Consider the following 21,679-nt stretch of genomic DNA (forward strand, 5'->3'; position numbering starts at 1 on the left):
TGGGCTGGCTACCCCGACTGAGAGGCTGTCGAGGCGATCACAAAGGCCGCATAGGTCAGCACATACCCCACCGTGAAGTGAGCCAGGCCCACCAGACGACCTTGAACAATCGACAGAGCTACCGGCTTGTCCTTCCAGCGGATCAAGTTGGCCAAGGGGGTGCGCTCGTGCGCCCACACCAGCGTCTCGATCAGCTCTTGCCAGTAGCCGCGCCAGGAGATGAGGAACATGAACCCTGTCGCCCAGACCAGGTGGCCAAACAGGAACATCCAGGCCCAAACCGCCAGGTTATTCATCCCGTAAGGGTTGTAGCCGTTGATCAACTGGGCAGAGTTGGCCCAGAGGTAGTCCCGCAGCCAGCCCATCAGGTAGGTGGAGTTCTCGTTGAACTGGGCGGTGTTGCCGCTCCAGATCCCCAGGTGCTTCCAGTGCCAGTAGAAGGTCACCCAGCCGATGGTGTTCAGCATCCAGAACATGGCCAGGTAGAAGGCATCCCAGGCGGAGATGTCGCAGGTGCCGCCCCGCCCCGGCCCGTCGCAGGGGAAGCTGTAGCCGAAGTCTTTTTTGTCCGGCATCAGCTTGGAGCCACGGGCATCCAACGCCCCTTTGACCAGGATCAACGTGGTGGTGTGCAGGCCCAGGGCAATGGCGTGGTGCACCAGGAAGTCGCCGGGGCCAATGGGCAGGAAGAGGAACCCATTGGGATCGTTGATGGCTTGCAGCCAGCCAGGCAGCCACACGTTGCCGTAGTTGGGCCAAGCCGTAGAGGCGATGCTATCCGGGTTGGACAACAACACGTCCATGCCGTAGATCATCTTGCCGTGGGAGGCTTGTATGAACTGGGCAAACACCGGCTCAATCAGGATCTGCTTCTCCGGCGTGCCGAAGGCCTGCATGACGTCGTTGTGGACGTACAGCCCCAGGGTGTGGAAGCCCAGGAACAGCGACACCCAGCTCAGGTGGGAGATGATCGCCTCCTTGTGATCCAGCACCCGCGCCAGCACGTTGTTCTTGTTGGCCTCAGGATCGTAGTCCCGCACCAGGAAGATGGCCCCGTGGGCAAAGGCCCCCACCATCAAGAAGCCAGCGATGTACTGGTGATGGGTGTAGAGAGCCGCCTCCGTGGTGTGATCCATCGACATGAACACGTAGGGGTTGAGGGCGTACATGTGCTGCGCCACCAGCGAGGTCACCACTCCCAAGCAGGCCAGCGCCAACGCCAACTGGAAGTGCAGGGAGTTGTTGACCGTGTCGTAGAGACCTTTGTGGCCTTCTCCCAGCAGGCCTCCGAAGGGAGTGCCCTTGGGGGGGTTGTGGGCGCCCAGGATCTCGCGGATGCTGTGGCCAATGCCCCAGTTGGTGCGGTACATGTGCCCAGCCACGATGAAGATCACGGCAATGGCCAGGTGGTGGTGGGCCATGTCCGTCAGCCACAGGGACTGGGTGTTGGGGTTGAAGCCGCCCAAGAAGGTGAGGATGGCCGTGCCCGCCCCTTCTGCCGTGCCCCAGACATGGTTGGCCGTATCCGGGTTCTGGGCATAGACCCCCCAGTTTAGGGTAAAGAAGGGCTTTAGGCCCGCCGGATGGGGCAGCGTGGTGAGGAAGTTGTCCCAGCCCACGTGCTGTCCGCGCGACTCGGGGATGGCCACGTGCACCAGGTGGCCTGCCCAGGCCAAGGAGCTGACACCAAACAGGCCGGCCAGGTGGTGGTTGAGGCGGGCCTCGGCGTTCTTAAACCAGCTCAGGCTGGGGCGGAAGCGGGGCTGCAGGTGCAGCCAGCCGGCAAACAAGAACACCGCCGCCAACAACAACAGGCCGATGGCGCCGGCGTAGAGATCGCCGTTGGTGCGCAGGCCGATGGTGTTGAACCAGTAGTAGAGGCCGGAGTAAGCCGCGTTGACAGGGCCGCCGCCTCCAGGTTGGGTAAAGGCCTCCACCGCCGCCTTGCCGAACTGGGGATCCCAGATGGCGTGGGCGATGGGGGTAACCCCCGTGGGGTTGGCCACCCATTGTTCATAGTTGCCTTGCCAGGCGATGTGAAAGACGTTGCCAGAAGCCCACAGGAAGATGATCGCCAGATGGCCGAAGTGGGTGGCAAACAGCTTTTGGTAAAGCCGCTCCTCCGTCATGCCATCGTGGGTCTCGAAGTCGTGGGCGGTGGCAATGCCGTACCACAGACGCCGAGTGGTGGGATCGCTGGCCAGGTCTTGGCTGAATTGGGGAAAACGAGTTGCAGTAGTTGCCATGGTTTTCTCTTCCTCCTTGCCTTAGCCGAGTGCGGCAAACCGTGCCAGGAAGAACGCCCACGTGGTGACGATCCCGCCCAGCAGGTAGTGGGCCACACCGACCGCCCGACCCTGGATGATGCTCAGGGCGCGGGGTTGGATGGCCGGAGCGACTTTCAGTTTGTTATGGGCCCAGACGATGGACTCAATGAGCTCCTGCCAGTAGCCACGGCCGCTGAACAGGAACATCAAGCTGAAGGCCCAGACGAAGTGGGCACCCAGGAAGAGCAACCCATAGGCCGACAGCTCCGAGCCGTAGGAGTTGATCACCTGCACCGATTGCGCCCACAGGAAGTCCCGCAGCCAGCCGTTGATGTTGATGGCGCTGGTTGCGAAGTTGCCGCCCGTGATGTGCTCGATCGTGCCATCGGGGTTGACGGTGCCCCAGATGTCGCTCTGCATCTTCCAGCTGAAGTGGAAGATCACAATCGAGATGGCGTTGTACATCCAGAACAGCCCCAGGAACACGTGATCCCAGCCGGAGACCTGGCAGGTGCCGCCGCGGCCCGGGCCATCGCAGGGGAAGCGGAAGCCCAGCTTGGCCTTATCGGGGATCAGGCGGGAAGAGCGGGCAAACAGCACCCCCTTGAGCAGGATCAGCACGGTGATGTGGATGGTCATGGCGTGGATGTGGTGCACCATGAAGTCCGCCGTGCCCAACACCATCGGCATCATCGACACCTTGCCGCCCACAGCCACCACGTCGCCGCCGAAGATGGGGCTGACCGAAGCGCCCACATAGGGAGCGGTGCTGGCGATGGCCTTAGTGTGCAGGGATTGAATCCACTGGGCAAAGATGGGCTGCAGTTGGATGCCGGTGTCCGAGAACATGTCCTGCGGACGGCCCAGCGCCTGCATCGTGTCGTTGTGGACGTAGAAGCCGAAGGCGTGGAAGCCCAGGAACAGGCACACCCAGTTCAGGTGGCTGATGATGGCGTCGCGGTGGCGGATCACCCGATCCAAGACGTTGTTGCGGTTCACCGCCGGGTCATAGTCGCGAACCATGTAGATGGCCCCGTGGGCAGCGCCGCCAACGATGAAGATGCCGCCTATCCACATGTGGTGGGTAAAGAGGGAGATCTGGGTGGCGTAGTCGATGCCCATGTAGGGGTAGGGGTTCATGGCGTACATGTGCTGCGCCACGATGATGCTCAGGGATCCCACCATGGCCAAGTTAATGGCCAGTTGGGCGTGCCAGGAGCTGGTCAGCACTTCGTAGAGACCCTTGTGGCCCTCGCCGGTGAAGGGGCCCTTGTGGGCTTCCAGGATCTCTTTGATGGAGTGGCCGATGCCCCAGTTGGTGCGGTACATGTGGCCGGCCACGATAAAGAGCACGGCAATGGCCAGGTGGTGGTGGGCCTGATCCGTCAGCCAGAGGGCGCCCGTTTGCGGATCCAGGCCACCCTTGAAGGTGAGGAACTCCGCGTACTTGCCCCAGTCCAACGTAAAGAAAGGCACCACCCCGCTGAAGAGGCCCCAATCCACGCTGGGGAACATCTCCTTCATCAGGGCCGGCTTGAGGATGAACTCGTGGGGCAGAGGGATCTGAGCCGCCGGCACGCCCGCATCCAACATCTTGTTGATGGGGATGGCCACGTGGATTTGGTGACCGGCCCAGGCCAGCGAGCCCAGCCCCAGCAGGCCCGCCAGGTGGTGGTTGAGCATCGACTCCACGTTTTGGAACCACTCCAGCTTGGGAGCCCGCTTGTGGTAGTGGAACCAGCCGGCGAACAGGCAGAGGCCAGCCATCACCAGACCGCCGATAGCGGTGCAGAGGAGTTGAAACTCATTGGTGATGCCGGCAGCTCGCCAGAGGTGGAATAGACCCGACGTGATGCGGATCCCTTCAAAGCCGCCGCCCACATCGCCGTTGAGGATCTCCTGGCCGAAGATGGGCCAGACCACTTGGGCGCTGGGCTTGATGTTAATCGGATCCGCCAGCCAAGCAGAATAGTTGGAGAACTGAGCTCCGTGGTAGTACATGCCGCTCAGCCAGACAAAGACCACCGCCAGGTGGCCGAAGTGAGCGGAGAAGATCTTCCGAGAGACGTCTTCTAAGTCGCTGGTGTGACTGTCGAAGTCATGAGCAAGAGCATGGAGGTTCCAGATCCAGGTCGTGGTCTTGGGCCCACGCGCCAGGCTGCGATCGAAGTGCCCCGGCTTGGCCCACTTCTCAAATGAGGTGGGGACCGGATCGATATCCACCGAAACCTTGACCTTTGGCTCTCGCTCCTTTGGCGTAGTTGTCATCAAGAACTCCTCTCTTGCGACAAGGAACGAAGCGCTCCCGCCTGTCTGCAGCCGTGAAGCTCGGGGATCTCCCCCAAGGCGGGATTTACCTGGCATTATAGGTCAGCCTTTGTAACCCCCCCGTCGCTTCACAATAATTAAACCAGGGATCCCTTGCCCTATCGGAGTTAGGGTTGCTTGGCAATCGTTTCTCCAATAAAGATGTAAATATATGTAACGAACTTTCACCAACCCAAGCTGTGCCCATGAAAGGTTGGAACTGGGCAACAGGCAGCGCGGCGGGGCGGCGCCTAGCTCTAGGGGTGGCAACCCGAGCAAAGCCGCAAATGGCCGGGAAGGGATCCCTATATCTAGTTGAGCACTGAGGTTTGTCTGCTAAACTGTGGGCAATTTGCTGGCAGGTTCGGGCGATGGCCACTTCCACCTGCACCTTTTTGCACCTGGCCGATGTGCATCTGGGCTACGACCGCTACAACAGCCCGGAGCGGAGCAAAGATTTCTTTTTGGCCTTTCGGGATGTGGTGCGCCGCCATGCCATCCAGAACCCGGTGGATTTTGTCCTCATTGCCGGGGATCTGTTTGAGCACCGGCAAATTCAGCCCGGTGTCCTCAACCAAGCCCAGATTGTCTTGCGGGAGCTGAAGCAGGCCGGGATCCCCGTCTTGGCCATTGAGGGCAACCACGACAGCCGCCCCTACGGTGTCAAGACCAGTTGGCTGCGCTACCTGGCCGATCACGGCGACCTGATCCTGCTGGAGCCGGAAGCAGGCGAGGAGGGTTTAGAGCTGCGCCCCTGGTCAGGTGGGCGGGGGGGCTATCTGGATCTGCCCTGTGGGGTGCGGGTGATCGGATCCCAGTGGTATGGGTCGGCGGCCCCCAAGTCGATTGAGCAGTTGGCGGCGGCCATTCGCCGGTTGCCCCCTGGCCCTGAGCGGGTGGTGCTCATGTTCCACCACGGCCTGGAAGGCCAAATTGCTCGCTACCAGGGCGCCTTGCGCTACCGGGATCTGCTGCCTTTGCGGGAGGCAGGGGTGGGCTATTTAGCCTTGGGACATATCCACAAAAGCTATACAGAAGAAGGCTGGATCTTCAATCCGGGATCCCTGGAGGCTAACAGTACTGCCGAGTGGGACTTTCCGCGGGGAGCCTACCGCGTCCGCTGGGGAGAGGGCCCGCCTCAGGCTGAGCTGGTGCAGGACTACTACCGGCGGCCTCACCGACGGATCTCTCTTGAGGCCAAGGGCCGGGAAACGCCCGAAGAGATTGCTGCAGCCGCAATTGCCTTGGCCAAGGGATCCGACCTTCCCGAAGGTGGGCCAGCGCCAATGGTGGAGTTTCGGCTGGCGGGGCAGGTGGGCTTTGCCAAGCACGAGTTGGATAGCCGCGCCCTGCAGCAGCAGATTCAGCAGCTTACCGGTGCCCTGCTGGTTCTCTTCCGCTTCGAAGCCACTACTTTGGAGATCGGGTCGGCTGCTCTTTCCCTCGAAGAAGAAGGGCGCAGGCTGCAAATTGAAGAGAAAATCTACAGGGATCTGCTGAGCAGCCATGCCCACTACCGCAAGCGCAGCGAAGAGCTGGCACGGTTACTCTTAGATCTCAAAGAGAAAATCTTAGAGGAGCAAGGCGAAGCGGAAGTGTACGCTCACCTGAGCGGCGCCTTTCTGGGGGAAGAAGACTGACCATGCGGATCCTCTCTTTGGCTCTGCAGAACTTCAAGTCTCATGAGGACGCCTTCTTCGAGTTTGAGCCCGGTATCAACGCCATTTGTGGAGAAAATGGAGCAGGCAAAACCAGCATTCTAGAGGCCATCGCCTGGGTTTTGTTTGACTACTGCCCCTACAACCAAGAAGAACTCATCCGCACAGGGGCCAGCGATGCGGTGGCTACTGTCCAGTTTATCTCCCAGTGGGATCAGCGCACCTACGACGTTCGCCGCAGTGTCAGGCAGGGATATCGCCTCTTCGATCCGCAATTGAAGCAGCGCCTAGATTACGAGCGCAAGGCAGATGTGCTAGCGTGGCTGAGGCAACATTTGGGTGTGCCCGCCGGTACTGATTTGGCGCGGCTCTTTGCTACAACGATTGGGGTGCCCCAGGGCACTTTCACAGCAGATTTTCTCAAAACCAGTCGGGAGCGGAAAGAAGTTTTCGACCGCATCTTGAAGGTAGAAGAGTACCAGCAAGTTGCAAAGGATCTGCTGGCAGTTGAAAAATACAGCGAGGCGCAAGTTCTGGCCGTCAAGCATCAAATTGAGCTGCTCCATCAACAGATGCAAGACTGGGATCCGCTGCAAGTAGAGCAGCAGAGAATCGAGCAAGAACTGAGCCACTGGCAGGAGCGCTTAAGCCACCATACCCATACCTTGGCCGAGGTGAAGCTGGAGCTGGAGCGGCTGGAGAAGCTGCTTGAGCAAATCCAAACGCTCGACCGGCAAATTGCTCAACTGGAGCAAGAGGGATCCCTGCTGGCAGTAGCCCTTGAGCAAGCCGAAAAGCTGTGGGCAGAGGCCCAGCGAGCGCAGGCACAACAACAGCACCACCAAGAGGGATCTCAGCGCTTTTTGGCCATAGAAGATCGGTTGTGGGAGCTGGAAAAGCAACGGCAGCAGCGCCTGGAGTGGCTGAAGCGGCGGGAGGCCCTGCTCTCGCAAAAGCAGAACCTCGAAAACCAACTGGCGAGGCTGCAGGAAAAACTCAGCCAACAACAGCGCTGCAAGCAGGAGCTAGAGGAGCTGGCTCCCCAAATTCAAGCCCAAGAGGAGCTAGAGCGCCGGCAAAGCCATTGGGCTCAGCAGCTCGACACCTTGCTCCAACTGCACCGCGAATGGGAGCAGCTTCAGGGAGAATGGTCAGCCCACGCCGGGCGCTGTCAACTGCTGCAAAGCCGCGTCCAAGAGGCTGAACAGGCGCAGGCCATCTGTCAACAGCACGAATCGGCCTACAGGCGTTATCTGGAGTTGGAGGCTTGGGTGGCAGAGCAAGAGGCGTTGCGACGAACACGGCAGACCTTGACAGCTCAGCGGGAAACTTTACGGCAGCAGCTCCACCAACTCCAACTGCGAGAATCTGAATATCGACAGCAGCTCCAACTCTTCCAGAAAATCGAGGAGGAAAAGCTACACCTGCAAACGCTCTGCGAAAAGCAAACCGTCCTGGAACAACGGTACTCTCAAATTGGCCAGAAGTTGGCCTCTTTTCAGGCCCTGCGCCTAGAGCTAAGACAGAGAGAAACAGAACAGGAACAGGGCCGGGCCCAGTTGGAACAGTTGCGGCTGCAGCTTCGACAGCGACAGGCCGATCGAGAGCACGTAGCCAAGATTCCCCTCCTGGAGGCTCAACAAGAGCGACTGCAAACTCAGCTCAGCCGCCTAGCCGCGGCGCAGCAATTTCAGCGGGAACTCCAAGCCCTTTTCGAGCAGGGCTCTCACCAACTGGCCCAGCACAACCGCAGCATTCAAACTCTTGTGGAGGAGCTGGCCGCTTGCCAACAGAGTTATCCGCAACTCCAACCTCTATGGCAGCGGATCCCGCAAGTTCTGGCCCAGTCTTCAGCCCTCAGCCAACAGTTACTGCAATCCATCCAACAAATCCTACAGGATCTTTCCCCCCAAACTTGCGAGCCTCAGCTACGCCAGCAACTGGCTGATATCCAGGAGCAACTCAAGACTTTGCAGCCCCTGCTGGGCTTAACGGCGCAGATTCCCGAGTTAGAAGCTCAAATTCAACAGTTGCTGCAATGGCAAAACGAACGCCAGAGCAAAATTGAGGATCTTCAGTGGAGCCTCGAGGCAGAGCCAGACTTTCTTCGGCAACAACAGGAAATTGGCCAAGCGCTGCAGGCACTGGGGGATCCCAGGGGGCAAATCCAGCGCCTGGAAAAGGAGCTCAACAATAAGCCGAGAGTTGAGCAAGAGTACCAGCAAGTTGTAGCCAGCATCCAGCAACTTCAACAACAGATACAAGCCCTAGAGCAGCAGCTTCAGCCCCTTGCCGATCTAGACGAGAGAATTGCCGCTTTACGGGAGGAGCAGAGTTGCCATCGCAACAGCTATGAAACCGTTATCCGTATGCAACCACTTGTCCAAAGTTTGCCACAACGAAAAGATGAACTGCAAACAGCTCAGTTGGCTCTAGAACAGATCCAGCAAGCTAAGCAGGAAAAACAAGCCCAAATTGATCGCTGGGAGAAAATAGAGGGATCCAAAGATTACCTGCAAGCCCAAATTGTAAAAGCCGCCGAAACCTTGAAGTCCCTGGGGGATCCGAGAAGCCGGGCTGAGTGGCTGAAAGCGGAGCTCAAGCTGGAAAGACAGTACCTGCAAACGCAGGCAGGTTGCCTACAGCAAATCCAGGATTTGGAGGCAGCACTCCGCCCCCTCGAGGAAGCGCTGCTGCAAACCGAACACCTGGATCGAGAGCTGGGATCCCTGCAAGAACAGCGCGAACACTACCGAGCGGATCACGAGCAATATCTAGGTCTGGAGCCTATTGCCAAACTGCTCCCCCAACGAGAACGGAAGCTCAGTGAACTGAAGGCGCAACAGCAAGCATTGCAAACCCAACTGTCCCAATTGCGGGCACAGCGGGATCCTTTGGCTTCCCTCTATCAGCCTCAGGAGCACCAACGTCTGCGCTCCCTTTTGCAGGCCACCGAAATTCAAAAGGCCGAGGCTCAAGCTCGCCTGGAAAGCCTTGCCCCTCAACTACAGAAAATCCAGGAAAGGTTACAGCAACTGGAGCGGGTGAGAGAAACCTTAAAACAAGTCGAGACGCAACGAATCGAGAAAGAGCGTCTGCATCGCTTCATTAAGTTTAGCCGAGATACCTACAAAAAGGCTGGCCCTCAAATTACCCAATACTATCTACAGCAGATCAACAACATTGCCGATCACCTCTTCCGGGAAATCCTCAACCGCCCCAATGTTGCCCTCACCTGGGAGGCCGACTACGAGATCCGCGTTCAAGAGGGAGGCGGCCCCAAACGACGTTTTGCCAGCCTTTCTGGAGGAGAGCAGATGTCGGCAGCTCTGGCAGTTCGCCTAGCCTTGCTCAAGGTGTTAGGACAGTTGGATATTGCCTTCTTCGACGAGCCCACCACCAACATGGACGCCCAGCGCCGACAGCGATTGGCCGAGTCCATTACCAATTTGCGCTCTTTTGAGCAGCTATTTGTGATCAGCCACGACGATACCTTTGAGCAAGTAACGGAGAACATCATTCGGGTGGAGAGGCACGCTGGCTCTGGCCAGATGAGGAGGGATCCCACCTATGGTATTTAGAGCTGACCGGGTTCTGGCAGTATTGCAGCAAAAGCGGGAGGCTTTCGTCACTTTTGATCAAGGGCTATCGGAGCGCAGAGAGGGATATCGGCAGGCCATGGAAAGATTGTGCCAGTGGTCGAGCGCAGAGATTGCCGAAAAAATAGCGCCCTTGGACTTTCCGGGTGCTCTACCTACTCAAGAGTGGGATCTTTACTCCAGTTGGTCAGTTCCTTTTGAACAGGCATGGACTAGCCATGAGGAAAGCGATGAATGGGCAAGGTCGATTATTAAAAATATTTCCACCTTTGCAGTAGATGGATCCCAAATCTATCCCAGCAAGGATCTGTCAATTCCGGTGGCCTTGGTGCAGATCGGCTGGTATGAGAATCATCACTGTGCCCAAGGCCTGTACGAAAAAGATATTCAAGTCGATGTACTGACTCCAAAGGATTTGGGATCCGATAGCAGCGGCGAGCCCAAAGAGCGCGTCGTCAACATGCGTCGCTTCCAAATGGAAGCAGAAAAGCTGGTGGAATATATCCGGGGAGCTCAGCCTGGATCCCGAAAGTTGGCCTTTTTAGATGGGGCTCTGGTGGCTACCTTTGCGGAAGCCCTTGAGCCAGAAAGCCGAGATTTCTACGTACAATGTTTACTCCAGGTGCTGCGGGCCAGCGAGCAAAACCAGATCCCTGTTGTGGCCTACATCGACACTACCTATACCTCAGATCTGGTGACATTGCTGCGGCATTGCTTCGATCTTCCTGAAGCTCCTCAGCTTCACGATGCCCAACTCCTCAGCCCGTGGCTGGAGTGGGGGGAGCGCACCCCTTTTTTTATCTGTGCTCGCGGCGGCAGCCTTAACCCTCAAGATGGGATCCTCAACTCTTACCAAGAAATGCGAGAGCGAGTGGGATTTGTTTATTTGCGCACCAACGACAACTTTCCGGCCCGGCTGGAGATACCGGTTTGGGTTTACGAGGCAGGACTTTTGGACTGGGTCGTGGATCTGGTGCGCTGCGAGGTCATCATTGGTAGAGGCTATCCCTATGTGTTAGAGACAGCCGATCAAATAGCCGTTATTCGCAATGAGGATCGCAACCTTTTCCTGCGCCTGATGCAAGATTGGGCAAGCCGCGAGAAGCTCAACCTCAGGTTATCTCGGAAAACGGTGAGTAAACTGCAGCGGAGGCGAGTCCGATGAGATTGGGCAAGGTGGTTCGCTCCAACAATCACTGTGACTACATAGTGCAGGTGGATGACGCCCTAGAAGTCAAAAATCCTCCCTCTCCTGATGACTATGGCTTTGGCAGCTTTGTTAAGCTGGAGAATGATCAACGGCACTGGGCTGTAGGTCTGGTCTATAACACCCAAATTGTAAACCCGCTCTTTCTCAACTCCGGCCCGCGCCTCTCCAGCCAGCCGGATCCCTATTTTTCCCCCGATTTACAAAACGAGGTGCGCACGCTGCTTTCGGTGGTTCTCATCGGAGCTTTGGACGAAGAGCGGGGCTGTGGCCGGCAAGGGATCCCGCGCGTGGTGGTGCCTGTGAACACGCCCGTTTTTCGCATGAGCCAAGAAGAAATCCTACGTTTTCACCAAGATCCCCAAGGTCAAACCCAATTTTCGTATTATGGATTGCTCTTGAGCAGCGGCGGCAACTTTGCCGACCACCTTGTTTATCAAGTCTTGAATGATATCATACCCATGTTTTCCGATCCGGCTCAACGGCGGGCCCTGCAAATTCTAAGCAAAGAACTGGCCTGGAAAATGACCGTAGGAGCGATGCGCTGATGACCAAAAAAACTGTAGGGATCGCCCAGTCTCTTGACAATGGACACTATCCAAAAGCTGTCTTCTCCTCCGATGAAGAGGCCCCAGAAGTAATCGGCACTGTCAAGGGCCCCGGTGAAACCTCCAACCAGTATGTTTTTATCACCTCCAATACCCAAGCTGTAAGAGTAGGCGATTTTGTCTACTATGAGGTTCAGGATACCCAGTCCCAAACCCTGAAAATTCTCGGCAAGATCAGGCAAGTCCAGCTCTTGGATCACATTCCCGATCGCATCTTTGCCGACACCGAGATCGATCCCAGCACCATTGTGGCTTTGGTGGGCTTTACCCACCCCAACCCGGAAATCTACGCAGTTACCGTCGAGGTCATCGGCTATTTTCACCGCGCCATGGGCTTTATTAACCCCCGTCGCCCTCCGGATCCCGGTGCCAAAGTCTTTTTGGCCTCCAATCGTCTGCTGAAATCGATTTTGAACAAACGAGATGAAACAGCCGTTGGGGGCGCTCACTTGGGCAGCCTGTTGTTGCGCGACGAGGGAGCGGTGCCCGTGGTGCTGGATGTCAAGGAAATGGTTAGCACCCATCTGGCTATTTTGGCGGGGACGGGATCCGGAAAATCCTACACGGCGGGGGTCTTGATTGAAGAGCTGATGTTGCCCAAAAACCGGGCTGCTGTTCTCATTTTTGATCCCCATGGGGAATACCATACACTGGCAGAGATGCAGTCCCACCCCAAGTTTTTGGGCGAAGACGGCTACCGCCCTAAGGTTAAGGTTCTCTCCCCACAGGAAATCAAGATCCGCGTGTCTTCTCTCAACTTTTTCGATATCCTTACCCTCTTGCCAGAGACCACCGACCGGCAGAAATCTTTCCTAGAGAAAGCTTTCCGCAAGGTTACCCAGTTCAATCCACTACGTTGGACAATTCGGGATCTGATCGACACCGTCAACGAAGAAGATTCGGCAGAGGACGGATCCCGGGGATCCTCAGCCGCTGCTTTGGAGTGGAAGCTAGAGCAGATCGATCGCTCTCCCTACTTTAGCAATGTGGAACACCTGGCCCCCAAGGATTTGTTTGAGCCAGGGCAGGTAACCATTTTGCAGATGCACGAGATTAGCCAGGAAGAGCAGCAAGTCATTGCCGCCGCCATCCTGCGCCAGGCCAATTACGCCCGCATTAACACCCATAAAGGCAAGATCCAACCGGGGGATGAAAATTACCTGCCCTATCCTGTTTTTATCTTGTTGGAAGAGGCCCATCGCTTTGCCCCTGCCCACGAGCCCTCCCGCTGCAAGCAGGTGTTGCGCACCATTCTCAGCGAAGGGCGGAAGTTTGGCTTAGGAGTAGGTCTAATCACGCAACGCCCCGGCAAGCTGGACTCGGACATTCTATCGCAATGCATGAGCCAATTTTTGATGCGAATTGTCAACCCTTCCGATCAAGAAAATCTGCGCCACAGTGTTGAGGCTGCCGGACGGGATTTGTTACAGGAATTGCCGGCTTTGAGCAAGGGTCAGGTGATTGTCTCCGGCGTGTGTGTCAATACCCCTGTTCTGTGTAAAGTACGGCAGCGCTACACCCAGCATGGTGGCGAAACACTTGATATCCTCGGCTTGTGGCAAAATCACTTTCAGCCCCACCGACGACAGGATCGCGTAGCCCAATCTGCCCCTCTCAGGCCACGTTCTCAGCCTCAGGTGGTCGAGGGATTGAGCATTGACTAGAGATCGTTAAAAGCTGGGGTCAATTGGCAGCCGGCTATCCTGTCTATAAACGCTGAGCCAAAAAAATCTATGCAGCTTAGAATGGTTCATGTCCATGTCTAGATTGCAACGCTTCCCAACTGCTCTGGGATCCCAAGCTCTTTCCAATCAGGAGAGATAAGAGTTGCCGCTCAAAAATTTGAGCGATGGTTTGCTACCGGTGGAGAAGAAAGTCGTGGTGAAAAAGCAAGCTCTTTGGCGAGGCTGGGTGGGCATTGCCGCTGTGGCCCTGCTGGGATCCGGCCCTGCCTATGCCCAGTTGCGGCTGATCCCTGAGGCGGCGCGGCAGGTCTACGAGGCCTTGCCAGATCTGCCTCTGGAAAACACCTATACCCCCGTGAACCCCAATGACGGCGGCCCCGCGCCTGAGGAAGATACCTTGGTGCGGCGGATGATGGTCTATCACTTGCAGGTGGTCGGTCGCTCTCCTACCGACCGCTTTGACTGGCAACTGACGCTAGCAGACTATCTGGACGCCAACGAGCCGATAGTTGCCCAGCGCTACCCCGGTGCCGAGCGGCTGACGGTCAACCCCTATGCCCAAGACAAGGCAGCCGTGCAAGCCCTGAGCCGGCAACAGCGACAGGCCCTGCTGCGGGAGCTTGTGCTCGCCTTCGGCGGGGATCCCGATCCCAAGCCCCTGTACATTCCCGCCGACTTGAATCCTGTCCCCGCTCCTGCCACCCCAAAACCGCTGGAACGCTTGCCGATTCCCGGCGCTGGCTCCGCCGACCTACTTCGGCCCTAGAGGGAGTCTCCCCTCACCCCCGGCCCCTCTCCCTGAGGGAGAGGGGAGCTAGGATTTGACGTAGCGAACGGCTTATTCAAATGGTCACAGCTTTTTTGGGAAGTGCCCCCTTTAATCCAAAGTCTTTCCAGTGTAGTTTTCAATGCAGCGCAAGAACAGCTCTACCCCAATGCCGAGGGCAGCTTCGTCAAAGTCAAAGCGGGGATGGTGATGGGGATAATCTAGCCCTTTGGCAGGGTTGGCGGATCCCAGGAAAAAGTAGCAGCCGGGCACCTCGTTGAGGAAAAACGAGACGTCCTCGCCGCCCATGGTCATCTCTGGAATAATCGCCGCTTCTGAACCGAACAGCTGGCGGGCGGCTTGTTCTACCAGGGCTGCCATGGCCGGGTCATTGTGAACCGCCGGATAGCCCCGCTCGTACTGGAACTCGTAGGTGGCCCCATAGGCTTGGCAAATGCCGGCCACGATTTCTTCTATACGTCTTGCAAGCAAATCCCGCACTTCCGGCTGAAAGCTGCGCACGGTGCCCCAAATTTCTGCCCGGGGAGCAATGACATTGAAGGTGTCGCCGGCCCGGAAGCGGCCCACCGTCACCACCGCCGGCTGCAGCGGATCCACGTTGCGGGAGACGATGGTCTGCAAAGCGCTCACAATGTGGGATCCCACCACAATGGCGTCCACCGTCTGCTGAGGAAGAGCGGCATGGCCACCGCGCCCAATGACCTCGATTTGAAAGCGATCGGCAAAGGCCATCGAGGGGCCGCTTTTGACGCCAATGGTGCCCAGAGGTCGGTTGTTCCACAGGTGTAAGCCGAGGATGGCTTCTACATCTGGGTTCTTCAGCACCCCCGCTTCCACCATTGGCTTGGCTCCGCCGGGGCCTTCTTCAGCAGGCTGGAAAATAACTTTGACGGTGCCTCTGAGGCTTTGGCGGTGCTGCTGCAGCAGCTTGGCGGTGCCCAGGGCAATGGCCGTGTGGCCATCATGGCCGCAGGCGTGCATAACGTTGGGGATGGCGGAACGGTATTCGACCTCGTTGGCCTCGTGAATGGGTAGGGCATCCATGTCGGCCCGCAGCGCCAAAACCGGCCCTGGCTCTTCTCCCGCGATGGTGGCCACAATGCCGGTGTGGGCGATGCCGGTCTGGTGCGGGATCCCCCAACTTCTCAGGCGGTGGCTGATGTAGGAGGCGGTTTGCTTCTCCTGGAAACCCAGCTCTGGATACTTGTGCAGGTGGCGGCGCCAGGTCACCAACTCCGGCTGTAAGGCTTGAACGGCAGGGCGAAGGGCGGGAACTTCCATGGCTATCCTAAAAAACGCTTAGACAAGAGTCAGCCTGGGGAAGATCTTCCTTCCCGGTTGGTTTCCTAGAAGCTGTTTAGAGCATGACTCTAGTCAATAATAAGCTCAACTATACTGAAAATAATGTATAATATGTTCAGTACGGATTACTACCAGTTGATCTTTCTGTTTACTTTCGAGTCTGCCAACATGGTAGCCAAAGCAAAGCAGAAAATTGGTAGTAAGACGACACGGAAACTGCGCTTTGGGTATTCTACTCAAAGCTTTGCGGGATACCGCCATTCTGTTTGGAAACAAACAGAATGCTATCGCTGCATAGTTGAACAGTGATGTTCAGCAGTGTTCAGCGTAAATGTATCAGTTACATGTCGATTCCGTGCAGTATGGCAAAAGTTTTGCCAGGGCTGTTTCTCCCTAGGCCCACCGGGATCCAGTTTCTGGCGGCAGATCTTGCCAGCGGCCCGGCCCCACGGCGCGCAACGCCTCTGGCAGGGAGATAGCTCCTGAGTAGAGGGCCTTGCCCAGAATGGCTCCGGCCAAACCCGGCAAGCTCAGCAGGGCAAGCAAATCGGTGAGCGAGCCAATCCCCCCGGAAGCGATAACCGGCAGGCGGGAGACAGCCAGGATCTGGCGCAACTGCTCTAGGTTGGGGCCGGCCAGGGTGCCGTCCCGGCCAATGTCGGTGTAGATGATCCCGGCAGCCCCTTGGGCTTGGACCCGTTGCACCAGCTCGGTGGCGGCTAGGGGAGTGGTGCTCAGCCAGCCGCGGGTGGCTACCTGACCTTGGCGGGCGTCGATCCCCACCCAGATGCGTCCCGGCAAAGCCTGGGTCATGGCCTCCAGCAGGGCGGGATCCTCTACAGCCACCGTGCCGACGATCACCCGCTCCACCCCCAAGTCCAGCAACTGCCGCGCCCGCTCCAGGGATCGGATCCCACCCCCCACCTGTACCGGGATGGCCAGTTTGCGGACAATGTCTGCAATGATGGGCAGGTTAACCGGATCCCCGCTTTTGGCCCCGTCCAGATCCACCACATGCAGGCGAGGCGCCCCTTGGGTGGCCCAGATTTCTGCCTGCTGGACGGGGTCGGCGGCCACCTGCTCGGCTTGGGCGTAATCGCCTTGGTAAAGACGCACGGCGCGGCCTTGTAAAAGGTCGATGGCGGGGATCACCTCGAGAAAGGCACTGGCGTGAGGCATGATGGGATCCCTGGAGAAGAGCTTTTCCAGTATCGCCTGAGTATTGACACTCCCACCGCCTAAAGGCGGGGGATGCTTACGCAGTCCACAAAAGAACCCGCAACGGCGTTGTCAAAGCGCCTCTAGACAGTTCCTGAAGGCAAAGCCCCAAGGTTCTGCTGACTTTCTTAAGCAGGTTGGCGGCAGCATTTGCCTCAGCGTTGACCAACCACCCCTTTGCCGTTTGGTACAGGCCCCGCTTGACACGCTTTCCAGCGGGTCTCCACCCGTCGGGTTTTTCACCACAATTAGGTAGCTCATCTCTATCTAGGAAGCTTGCCTGCGAGCTGTACGCCTCCTCTACCTCAATAAACTCCATGCCATAATGCCGACATAATTGCGCAATACGCTCCTTGAACCGACCTGTTGGAATGAAAACAAAGTTTTGGTTAAAACCGCATTCTTGTTTTTGTTCTTTGTTCCAACCTAAGTAAGCGATAGCGCGAGAGGGAAGTCAACGGTACAATCACTACAACCATGGTGTGGGGCTAGCGGTTGTTTATCTTATTTTTTGGCCAAAGAGAAGGAAAAAGGTCTTGGTAGGAGAAGTCAGGAAGAGGTTGTTTGAGCTATGAAACTATATCAACGACCCCCATCATGGGTAAGCGACTAAAGTGGCTAGCGCGCTTTTCCGGCGCGCACTCAAGTGCGGGGCTAGCAAGCTATCCTCTTGTGTTTGCCTTTGCCGGTATTTGGGAGCGCTGGCGCAGCCCACAAGGGGTGGAGATAGAAACTTGCGCCATCCTCAACACGCCGGCCATGATGGAGCCTTTCCACGAGCGGATGCCGGCCATTTTGACGGAAAACGACTACGACCTCTGGCTGGATCCACGGGTGCGGGATCCCAAGCTGCTGTTGCCCCTGCTCCGCCCCTACCCGGCAGAGGCCATGGCCGCCTACCCCGTCAGCACCCATGTGAACAACCCGCGCCACGAGGATCCCACGTGTCGTGCTGATACATTTACGCTGAACACTGCTGAACATCACTGTTCAACTATGCAGCGATAGCATTCTGTTTGTTTCCAAACAGAATGGCGGTATCCCGCAAAGCTTTGAGTAGAATACCCAAAGCGCAGTTTCCGTGTCGTCTTACTACCAATTTTCTGCTTTGCTTTGGCTACCATGTTGGCAGACTCGAAAGTAAACAGAAAGATCAACTGGTAGTAATCCGTACTGAACATATTATACATTATTTTCAGTATAGTTGAGCTTATTATTGACTAGAGTCATGCTCCCATCGGAGAAGCTGGGCAGGGATCCAACCTCAGCGAGCCCGCTGGTAGCGCATCCCCGGCAGTTGCACCAGCCAGCCTTCCAGTTCCATAAGCAGCAGGGTGCTGGAGAGGGTGGCAATGTCCATCTGGGTGGCCTGGACCAGGGCGTCGAGGCTGAGGATTTCGTTGCCCAGGAGCTGCCAGAGAAGCTGCTGCTGGGGATCGCTGGGGCCGAAGGAGGGGGGCTGTTCTGGGGGAGGGGATCCCTGAACCAAATCCAGCTCTTGGAGCAGCTCCTCAATCCCCAGGATCATGCCGGCGCCGTTGCGGATGAGCTGCAGACAGCCGCGGGCCGCCGCTGTGTCGATATTCCCCGGTAGGGCGTACACTTCCCGACCGTAGTGGTTGGCCAGGTGGGCGGTAATCAGCGCCCCCGAGCGCTCTGGGGCCTCCATCACCAAGGTGGCGCGGCAGAGGCCGGCGATGATGCGGTTGCGCTGGGGAAAGTGCTCCTTGGCCGGCGGCGTGCCGGGAGGATATTCGCTGAGGACGGCTCCTTGCTCCAAGATGCGCCGGTAGAGGGAGCGATGGTGGGCGGGGTAAACCTGATCCACCCCCGTTCCCACCACGGCCACTGTCTTGCCGCCTGCCTCTAGGCAGGCCTGGTGGGCAATGCCGTCGATCCCGGTGGCCAGCCCCGAGACCACCACACAGCCGGCTTCTGCCAGGGCGGCACTAACTTTCTGAGTCCAGAGCCGACCGTAGGAGGTGGGGGCGCGGGTGCCGACAACAGCAATGGCCGGCTGCTGCCAATCGGGGCATTCCCCTAAGACATAGAGAAGGGGCGGCGGATCCGGCAGCTCCCACAGCAGCGGCGGATAGCCGGGATCCGCCGGGGTTAGGAAAGGGATCCCAGGCTTTTGGGTCTGCTCCAGGATCTCCTCAGGATCGAGGCCAGGCCGGGCAGAGACAATTGCCTGGGCCAAGGTAGGGCCGATGCCTTCTACCTGCTGCAGGTCCAGGGCGTCCGCCTGCCAGGCCTGCTTCAGGGATCCAAAAAACTCCGCCAGCCGTTTGAGCCGGTGCGGGCCGATGCCCTTAATCTGCGCCCAAGCCAGCCAGTAGGGCCGCTCTTGTTCGCCGCGGCAGGATCCCGGCCTGCCGGCGTTGTCAGCGGGGGAGGAAGGAAAAAGCAATCTCAAGTCTCTGGATCATCGAAAAGGGGAATCTCGGCGGCTGGCTGCCTCGACCCTGCCGCGGGGCTAATACCAGGTTAATCGAGCCATCCTGCTTTAAAATGAAGTCCCGCTGAAGATGCACCTGCACAGCAGGAGGTCGGAGGATGCTCGAACAGGATCCCGCCGCTGGCCTTTTGCGCTTTGGGCGGCTGCGGCAAGCTTGGGTGTGGGGGATCTATCCCCTGCTGTGGCTATTGACCTGGGTGGGCGTGCGCTCCGCCCAGCCGCAGCTATTGGGGATCCCGGCTTGGTACTGGGGGGCGGGGTTGGCCATGTTGCTGCTGGTGCCCTTGAACCTCTACATTGTGCGCGTTTGCTGGCCTAGAGATGGGTGACACGGTTTTGAGTTTGGGTGTGGTTGGGGTGTACCTGCTGCTGTTGGCGGCCATTGGCTGGTGGAGCTACCGCCACAGCGGCCAGGATCCCGTGAGCTATTTCTTGGCGGGGCGGGGGCTGGGATCCCTGGCCTTGACCTTGACCACGCTGGCGACGCTGCTGAGCGCCTTTACTTTCCTCGGCGTGCCGGCAGATGCCTACACCCACGGCCTGGGGATCTTTCTGGGGGTGGGGGTCACCACCGCCTTGATTTCGGGGCTGTTTTTTTGGATAGGCTACCGCGTGTGGCTGGCAGCTCGGCACTTCGGCTTTATTACCCCTTCCGAGTTTTTTGGCCACCGCTTCAACAGCCCTCTCCTGGCCCTGCTCTATTGCCTGAGCGCCCTGACGTTTACCGCCCCCTACATCAGCATCCAGATCATTGGCGGAGCCCGCACCCTGGCCGCTGTTTTGGGAGAAGGGATCCCCTATTGGCCCCTGGCGGTGGTGGTGGCCTTGGTGATCTTGGGCTATGTCCTCTTCGGCGGCTCCCAGGCGGTGGTCTGGACGGACGTGGTGCAGGGGATCATCCTGGTTTTGGGGATGGGGGTGGCCTTTGTGGCGGTGGCCCTGAGCTTGCCCCCGGAAACGGCTGGGCAGTTGGATCCCTGGCTGAGCTTGCCGGGCCCGCAGGGGCGTTGGAGCTGGCAGACCCTGCTGGGCAACCAACTGCTGTTTTTTATGGCCACGCCCCTTTTTCCCCAATTTTTCCAGCGCTTCTACATGGCCAAAAGTGCCCGTCCCTTCCAGACTCTGATGGTGGTCTGGCCGCTGCTCATTCTGCTGGTGTTTTTCCCGGCAGCCCTCATTGGCGTCTGGGGCCGGCTGGCTTTTCCTAACCTGCAGCAGCCGGACCAGATCATGCCGCTGATGTTGCAGAGCTTGCCCAGCGGCGTGGCGGCAGTGGTGATTACAGCCGCGCTGGCGGCTTTGATGTCCACGGCGGACTCGCAACTGCTCACGGCCAGCTCCCTAGTGACGCGGGATCTGGTGGTCACCTTCCTCAAGCGCCCGCTTTCCCCGCACCAGGAGGAGCTGTTGGGCCGCTGGGTGGTGCTGGGGATTGGGCTGGTCTCCTTTGCCATTGCCGTCAGGCCGCCGGGGCTGATTGCCCAGATTGCCACCTGGAGCTTCCAGGGCAACGCCATGCTCTTTCCCGTCTTGATCGCCGGCCTGTACTGGAAGCGGGCGACTCGCGCCGGGGCCGTGGCCGGAGCTTTGGTCTCCAGCGGCCTCACCTTGGGCTGGCTGTCGGGCCTGTTGCCCAAAGGCTGGACGGGCGGCTGGCTGCCGGTCATCCCGGCGGTGGTCGCCGGCACAGCCGTGCTGGTGGTGGTCAGCCTGCTAACCCAGCCCGACCGGGAGAGGGTGGCCGCCTACTATGAGAACGGCCCTTGGGCGGGGGAAGGTTGCTCAGCTTCTGCCGGCAGCCAACCCCTTGAGAACCAGGAAGGTGCCGCCTAGGAAGAGCAGGCCCATCAGCCCAGCCAGAGGGTTGTTGCCGATCCCGGTGAGCCACGCTGGCGCCCTCCCGGTGTATTCGATCCAGGCTAAGTTGTTGACCCAGGCCATGCCCCATACCCAACCCGCGTGCAGCCCTAGGCTAAGGCCCAGCTTGTTTTGGTTCCAGACCCTCGCCTGCACCAGCAGCAGCCCCATCAGCCACAGTCCGGGAAATTGCGGCCAGGTGGCGAGAATCTCAGGCAAAGGCTTCAAGAAATGGGCCAAAGCAAAGAGAAGGCTGGATCCCCACAGAGCGCTTGTCCAGCCGTAGTCCAAGGCCATCTCCTGCAGCAGCCAACCGCGGAACAACAGCTCTTCCGCCAGCGCCACCGCCAGGCCCACCCCTAACCCCAGCAAGCCATAGCCGAGCAGGGATCCCCCTGCCACCGGCTGCCAGCTCAGCCAGCCCAGGGCACCCTCTAGGCCAAAGAGCAGAAAAAGCCCGCCAACACCCATCCCCAGGCCCCAGAGGATCCCAGCCCGGCAGGCCCAACTCTTGTCTAAGCCATAGGCGGCAAACCCGGATCCCCACAGCCACAGCCAAAGGAGCAGCAGGGCATACAGCGGCAGCCAGAGGTACTCTCGCCCAAAGAAAAACCCCCCTAGGCCGACCCACGGCAGCCAGGCCAAAAGGGGGATCCCCAAAAACAGCAACAGGCGCAGCGGAAATGGAAAAGCTTTTAGTCTGGCAATCTGCAGGCCCACCCAACC

16 protein-coding genes and 2 pseudogenes are annotated in these 21,679 nt (G+C 58.4%); 10 read left to right on the forward strand and 8 right to left on the reverse strand.

From position 1 onward, the window contains the following. Nucleotides 1–8: 8 nt before the first annotated feature. Entirely contained in the window at nucleotides 9–2,246 is a 2,238-nt protein-coding gene (gene psaB, locus ACVWXC_RS01190; RefSeq protein WP_457390726.1) for a photosystem I core protein PsaB, read from the reverse strand. A gap of 21 nt (nucleotides 2,247–2,267) precedes the next feature. Further along, the gene (gene psaA / locus ACVWXC_RS01195; protein WP_011431314.1) at nucleotides 2,268–4,535 is read right to left on the reverse strand and encodes a photosystem I core protein PsaA; all 2,268 of its coding nucleotides are present in this window, start codon (nucleotides 4,533–4,535) and stop codon (nucleotides 2,268–2,270) included. 410 nt (nucleotides 4,536–4,945) lie between these two features. Between psaA and ACVWXC_RS01200 the strand changes: the two genes are divergently transcribed. The 6 genes from ACVWXC_RS01200 (at nucleotide 4,946) to ACVWXC_RS01225 (ending at nucleotide 14,097) form a co-directional block, all read left to right on the forward strand. Next, the gene (locus tag ACVWXC_RS01200) at nucleotides 4,946–6,214 is read left to right on the forward strand and encodes a metallophosphoesterase family protein (protein ID WP_099812801.1); all 1,269 of its coding nucleotides are present in this window, start codon (nucleotides 4,946–4,948) and stop codon (nucleotides 6,212–6,214) included. A gap of 2 nt (nucleotides 6,215–6,216) precedes the next feature. After that, entirely contained in the window at nucleotides 6,217–9,813 is a 3,597-nt protein-coding gene (locus ACVWXC_RS01205; RefSeq protein WP_457390723.1) for an AAA family ATPase, read from the forward strand. A gap of 97 nt (nucleotides 9,814–9,910) precedes the next feature. Then, nucleotides 9,911–10,996, forward strand: coding sequence for a DNA double-strand break repair nuclease NurA (locus tag ACVWXC_RS01210; protein ID WP_457410458.1), 1,086 nt, complete (start codon nucleotides 9,911–9,913; stop codon nucleotides 10,994–10,996). Beyond that, nucleotides 10,993–11,586, forward strand: coding sequence for a hypothetical protein (locus tag ACVWXC_RS01215; protein ID WP_457390720.1), 594 nt, complete (start codon nucleotides 10,993–10,995; stop codon nucleotides 11,584–11,586). The genes ACVWXC_RS01210 and ACVWXC_RS01215 overlap by 4 nt, the downstream gene beginning before the upstream one ends. Further along, on the forward strand, nucleotides 11,586–13,310 hold the full coding sequence (locus ACVWXC_RS01220) for an ATP-binding protein (RefSeq protein ID WP_011431309.1): 1,725 nt from the start codon (nucleotides 11,586–11,588) through the stop codon (nucleotides 13,308–13,310). Before ACVWXC_RS01215 ends, ACVWXC_RS01220 begins: the two co-directional genes overlap by 1 nt. Before the next feature lie 163 nt (nucleotides 13,311–13,473). After that, a complete protein-coding gene (locus ACVWXC_RS01225; protein ID WP_228375336.1) occupies nucleotides 13,474–14,097 on the forward strand; it encodes a hypothetical protein in 624 nt (207 codons plus the stop codon). Between the two features lie 111 nt (nucleotides 14,098–14,208). Here the strand turns inward: ACVWXC_RS01225 and ACVWXC_RS01230 are convergent, their stop codons facing one another. From ACVWXC_RS01230 to ACVWXC_RS01240, 3 genes are all read right to left on the reverse strand, one after another. Then, nucleotides 14,209–15,399: a M20 metallopeptidase family protein gene (locus ACVWXC_RS01230; protein WP_457390717.1), complete on the reverse strand. Its 1,191-nt coding sequence runs from the start codon at nucleotides 15,397–15,399 to the stop codon at nucleotides 14,209–14,211. Nucleotides 15,400–15,813: 414 nt separating this feature from the next. Beyond that, nucleotides 15,814–16,599: a 1-(5-phosphoribosyl)-5-[(5-phosphoribosylamino)methylideneamino]imidazole-4-carboxamide isomerase gene (gene hisA / locus ACVWXC_RS01235; protein WP_011431306.1), complete on the reverse strand. Its 786-nt coding sequence runs from the start codon at nucleotides 16,597–16,599 to the stop codon at nucleotides 15,814–15,816. A gap of 76 nt (nucleotides 16,600–16,675) precedes the next feature. Further along, nucleotides 16,676–17,077: a zinc ribbon domain-containing protein gene (locus ACVWXC_RS01240; protein WP_457410460.1), complete on the reverse strand. Its 402-nt coding sequence runs from the start codon at nucleotides 17,075–17,077 to the stop codon at nucleotides 16,676–16,678. Here ACVWXC_RS01240 and ACVWXC_RS01245 point away from each other — a divergent pair. Then, nucleotides 17,076–17,210, forward strand: a pseudogene (locus ACVWXC_RS01245) (IS200/IS605 family transposase); the annotation flags it as partial. The gene ACVWXC_RS01240 and the pseudogene ACVWXC_RS01245 sit on opposite strands and share 2 nt — an antisense overlap. Nucleotides 17,211–17,310: 100 nt before the next feature. Then, on the forward strand, nucleotides 17,311–17,646 hold the full coding sequence (locus ACVWXC_RS01250) for an SOS response-associated peptidase family protein (RefSeq protein WP_414390612.1): 336 nt from the start codon (nucleotides 17,311–17,313) through the stop codon (nucleotides 17,644–17,646). Here ACVWXC_RS01250 and ACVWXC_RS01255 read toward each other — a convergent pair. After that, a pseudogene (locus tag ACVWXC_RS01255) lies at nucleotides 17,633–17,816 on the reverse strand (hypothetical protein); the annotation flags it as partial. The gene ACVWXC_RS01250 and the pseudogene ACVWXC_RS01255 sit on opposite strands and share 14 nt — an antisense overlap. 86 nt (nucleotides 17,817–17,902) lie before the next feature. Continuing rightward, a complete protein-coding gene (gene dprA, locus ACVWXC_RS01260; RefSeq protein WP_011431305.1) occupies nucleotides 17,903–19,048 on the reverse strand; it encodes a DNA-processing protein DprA in 1,146 nt (381 codons plus the stop codon). A gap of 146 nt (nucleotides 19,049–19,194) precedes the next feature. Between dprA and ACVWXC_RS01265 the strand changes: the two genes are divergently transcribed. Continuing rightward, a complete protein-coding gene (locus ACVWXC_RS01265) occupies nucleotides 19,195–19,425 on the forward strand; it encodes a hypothetical protein (protein ID WP_011431304.1) in 231 nt (76 codons plus the stop codon). Then, nucleotides 19,418–20,929 carry a sodium:solute symporter family protein gene (locus ACVWXC_RS01270; protein WP_457390714.1) on the forward strand — a complete coding sequence of 504 codons (1,512 nt, stop codon included), beginning with the start codon at nucleotides 19,418–19,420 and terminating at the stop codon, nucleotides 20,927–20,929. The genes ACVWXC_RS01265 and ACVWXC_RS01270 overlap by 8 nt, the downstream gene beginning before the upstream one ends. Here the strand turns inward: ACVWXC_RS01270 and ACVWXC_RS01275 are convergent. Further along, on the reverse strand, nucleotides 20,879–21,673 hold the full coding sequence (locus ACVWXC_RS01275) for a CPBP family intramembrane glutamic endopeptidase (RefSeq protein ID WP_457390712.1): 795 nt from the start codon (nucleotides 21,671–21,673) through the stop codon (nucleotides 20,879–20,881). The two genes, ACVWXC_RS01270 and ACVWXC_RS01275, sit on opposite strands and share 51 nt — an antisense overlap. Between the last annotated feature and the right edge of the window lie 6 nt (nucleotides 21,674–21,679).

Source organism: Thermostichus sp. OS-CIW-20, from assembly GCF_054061455.1.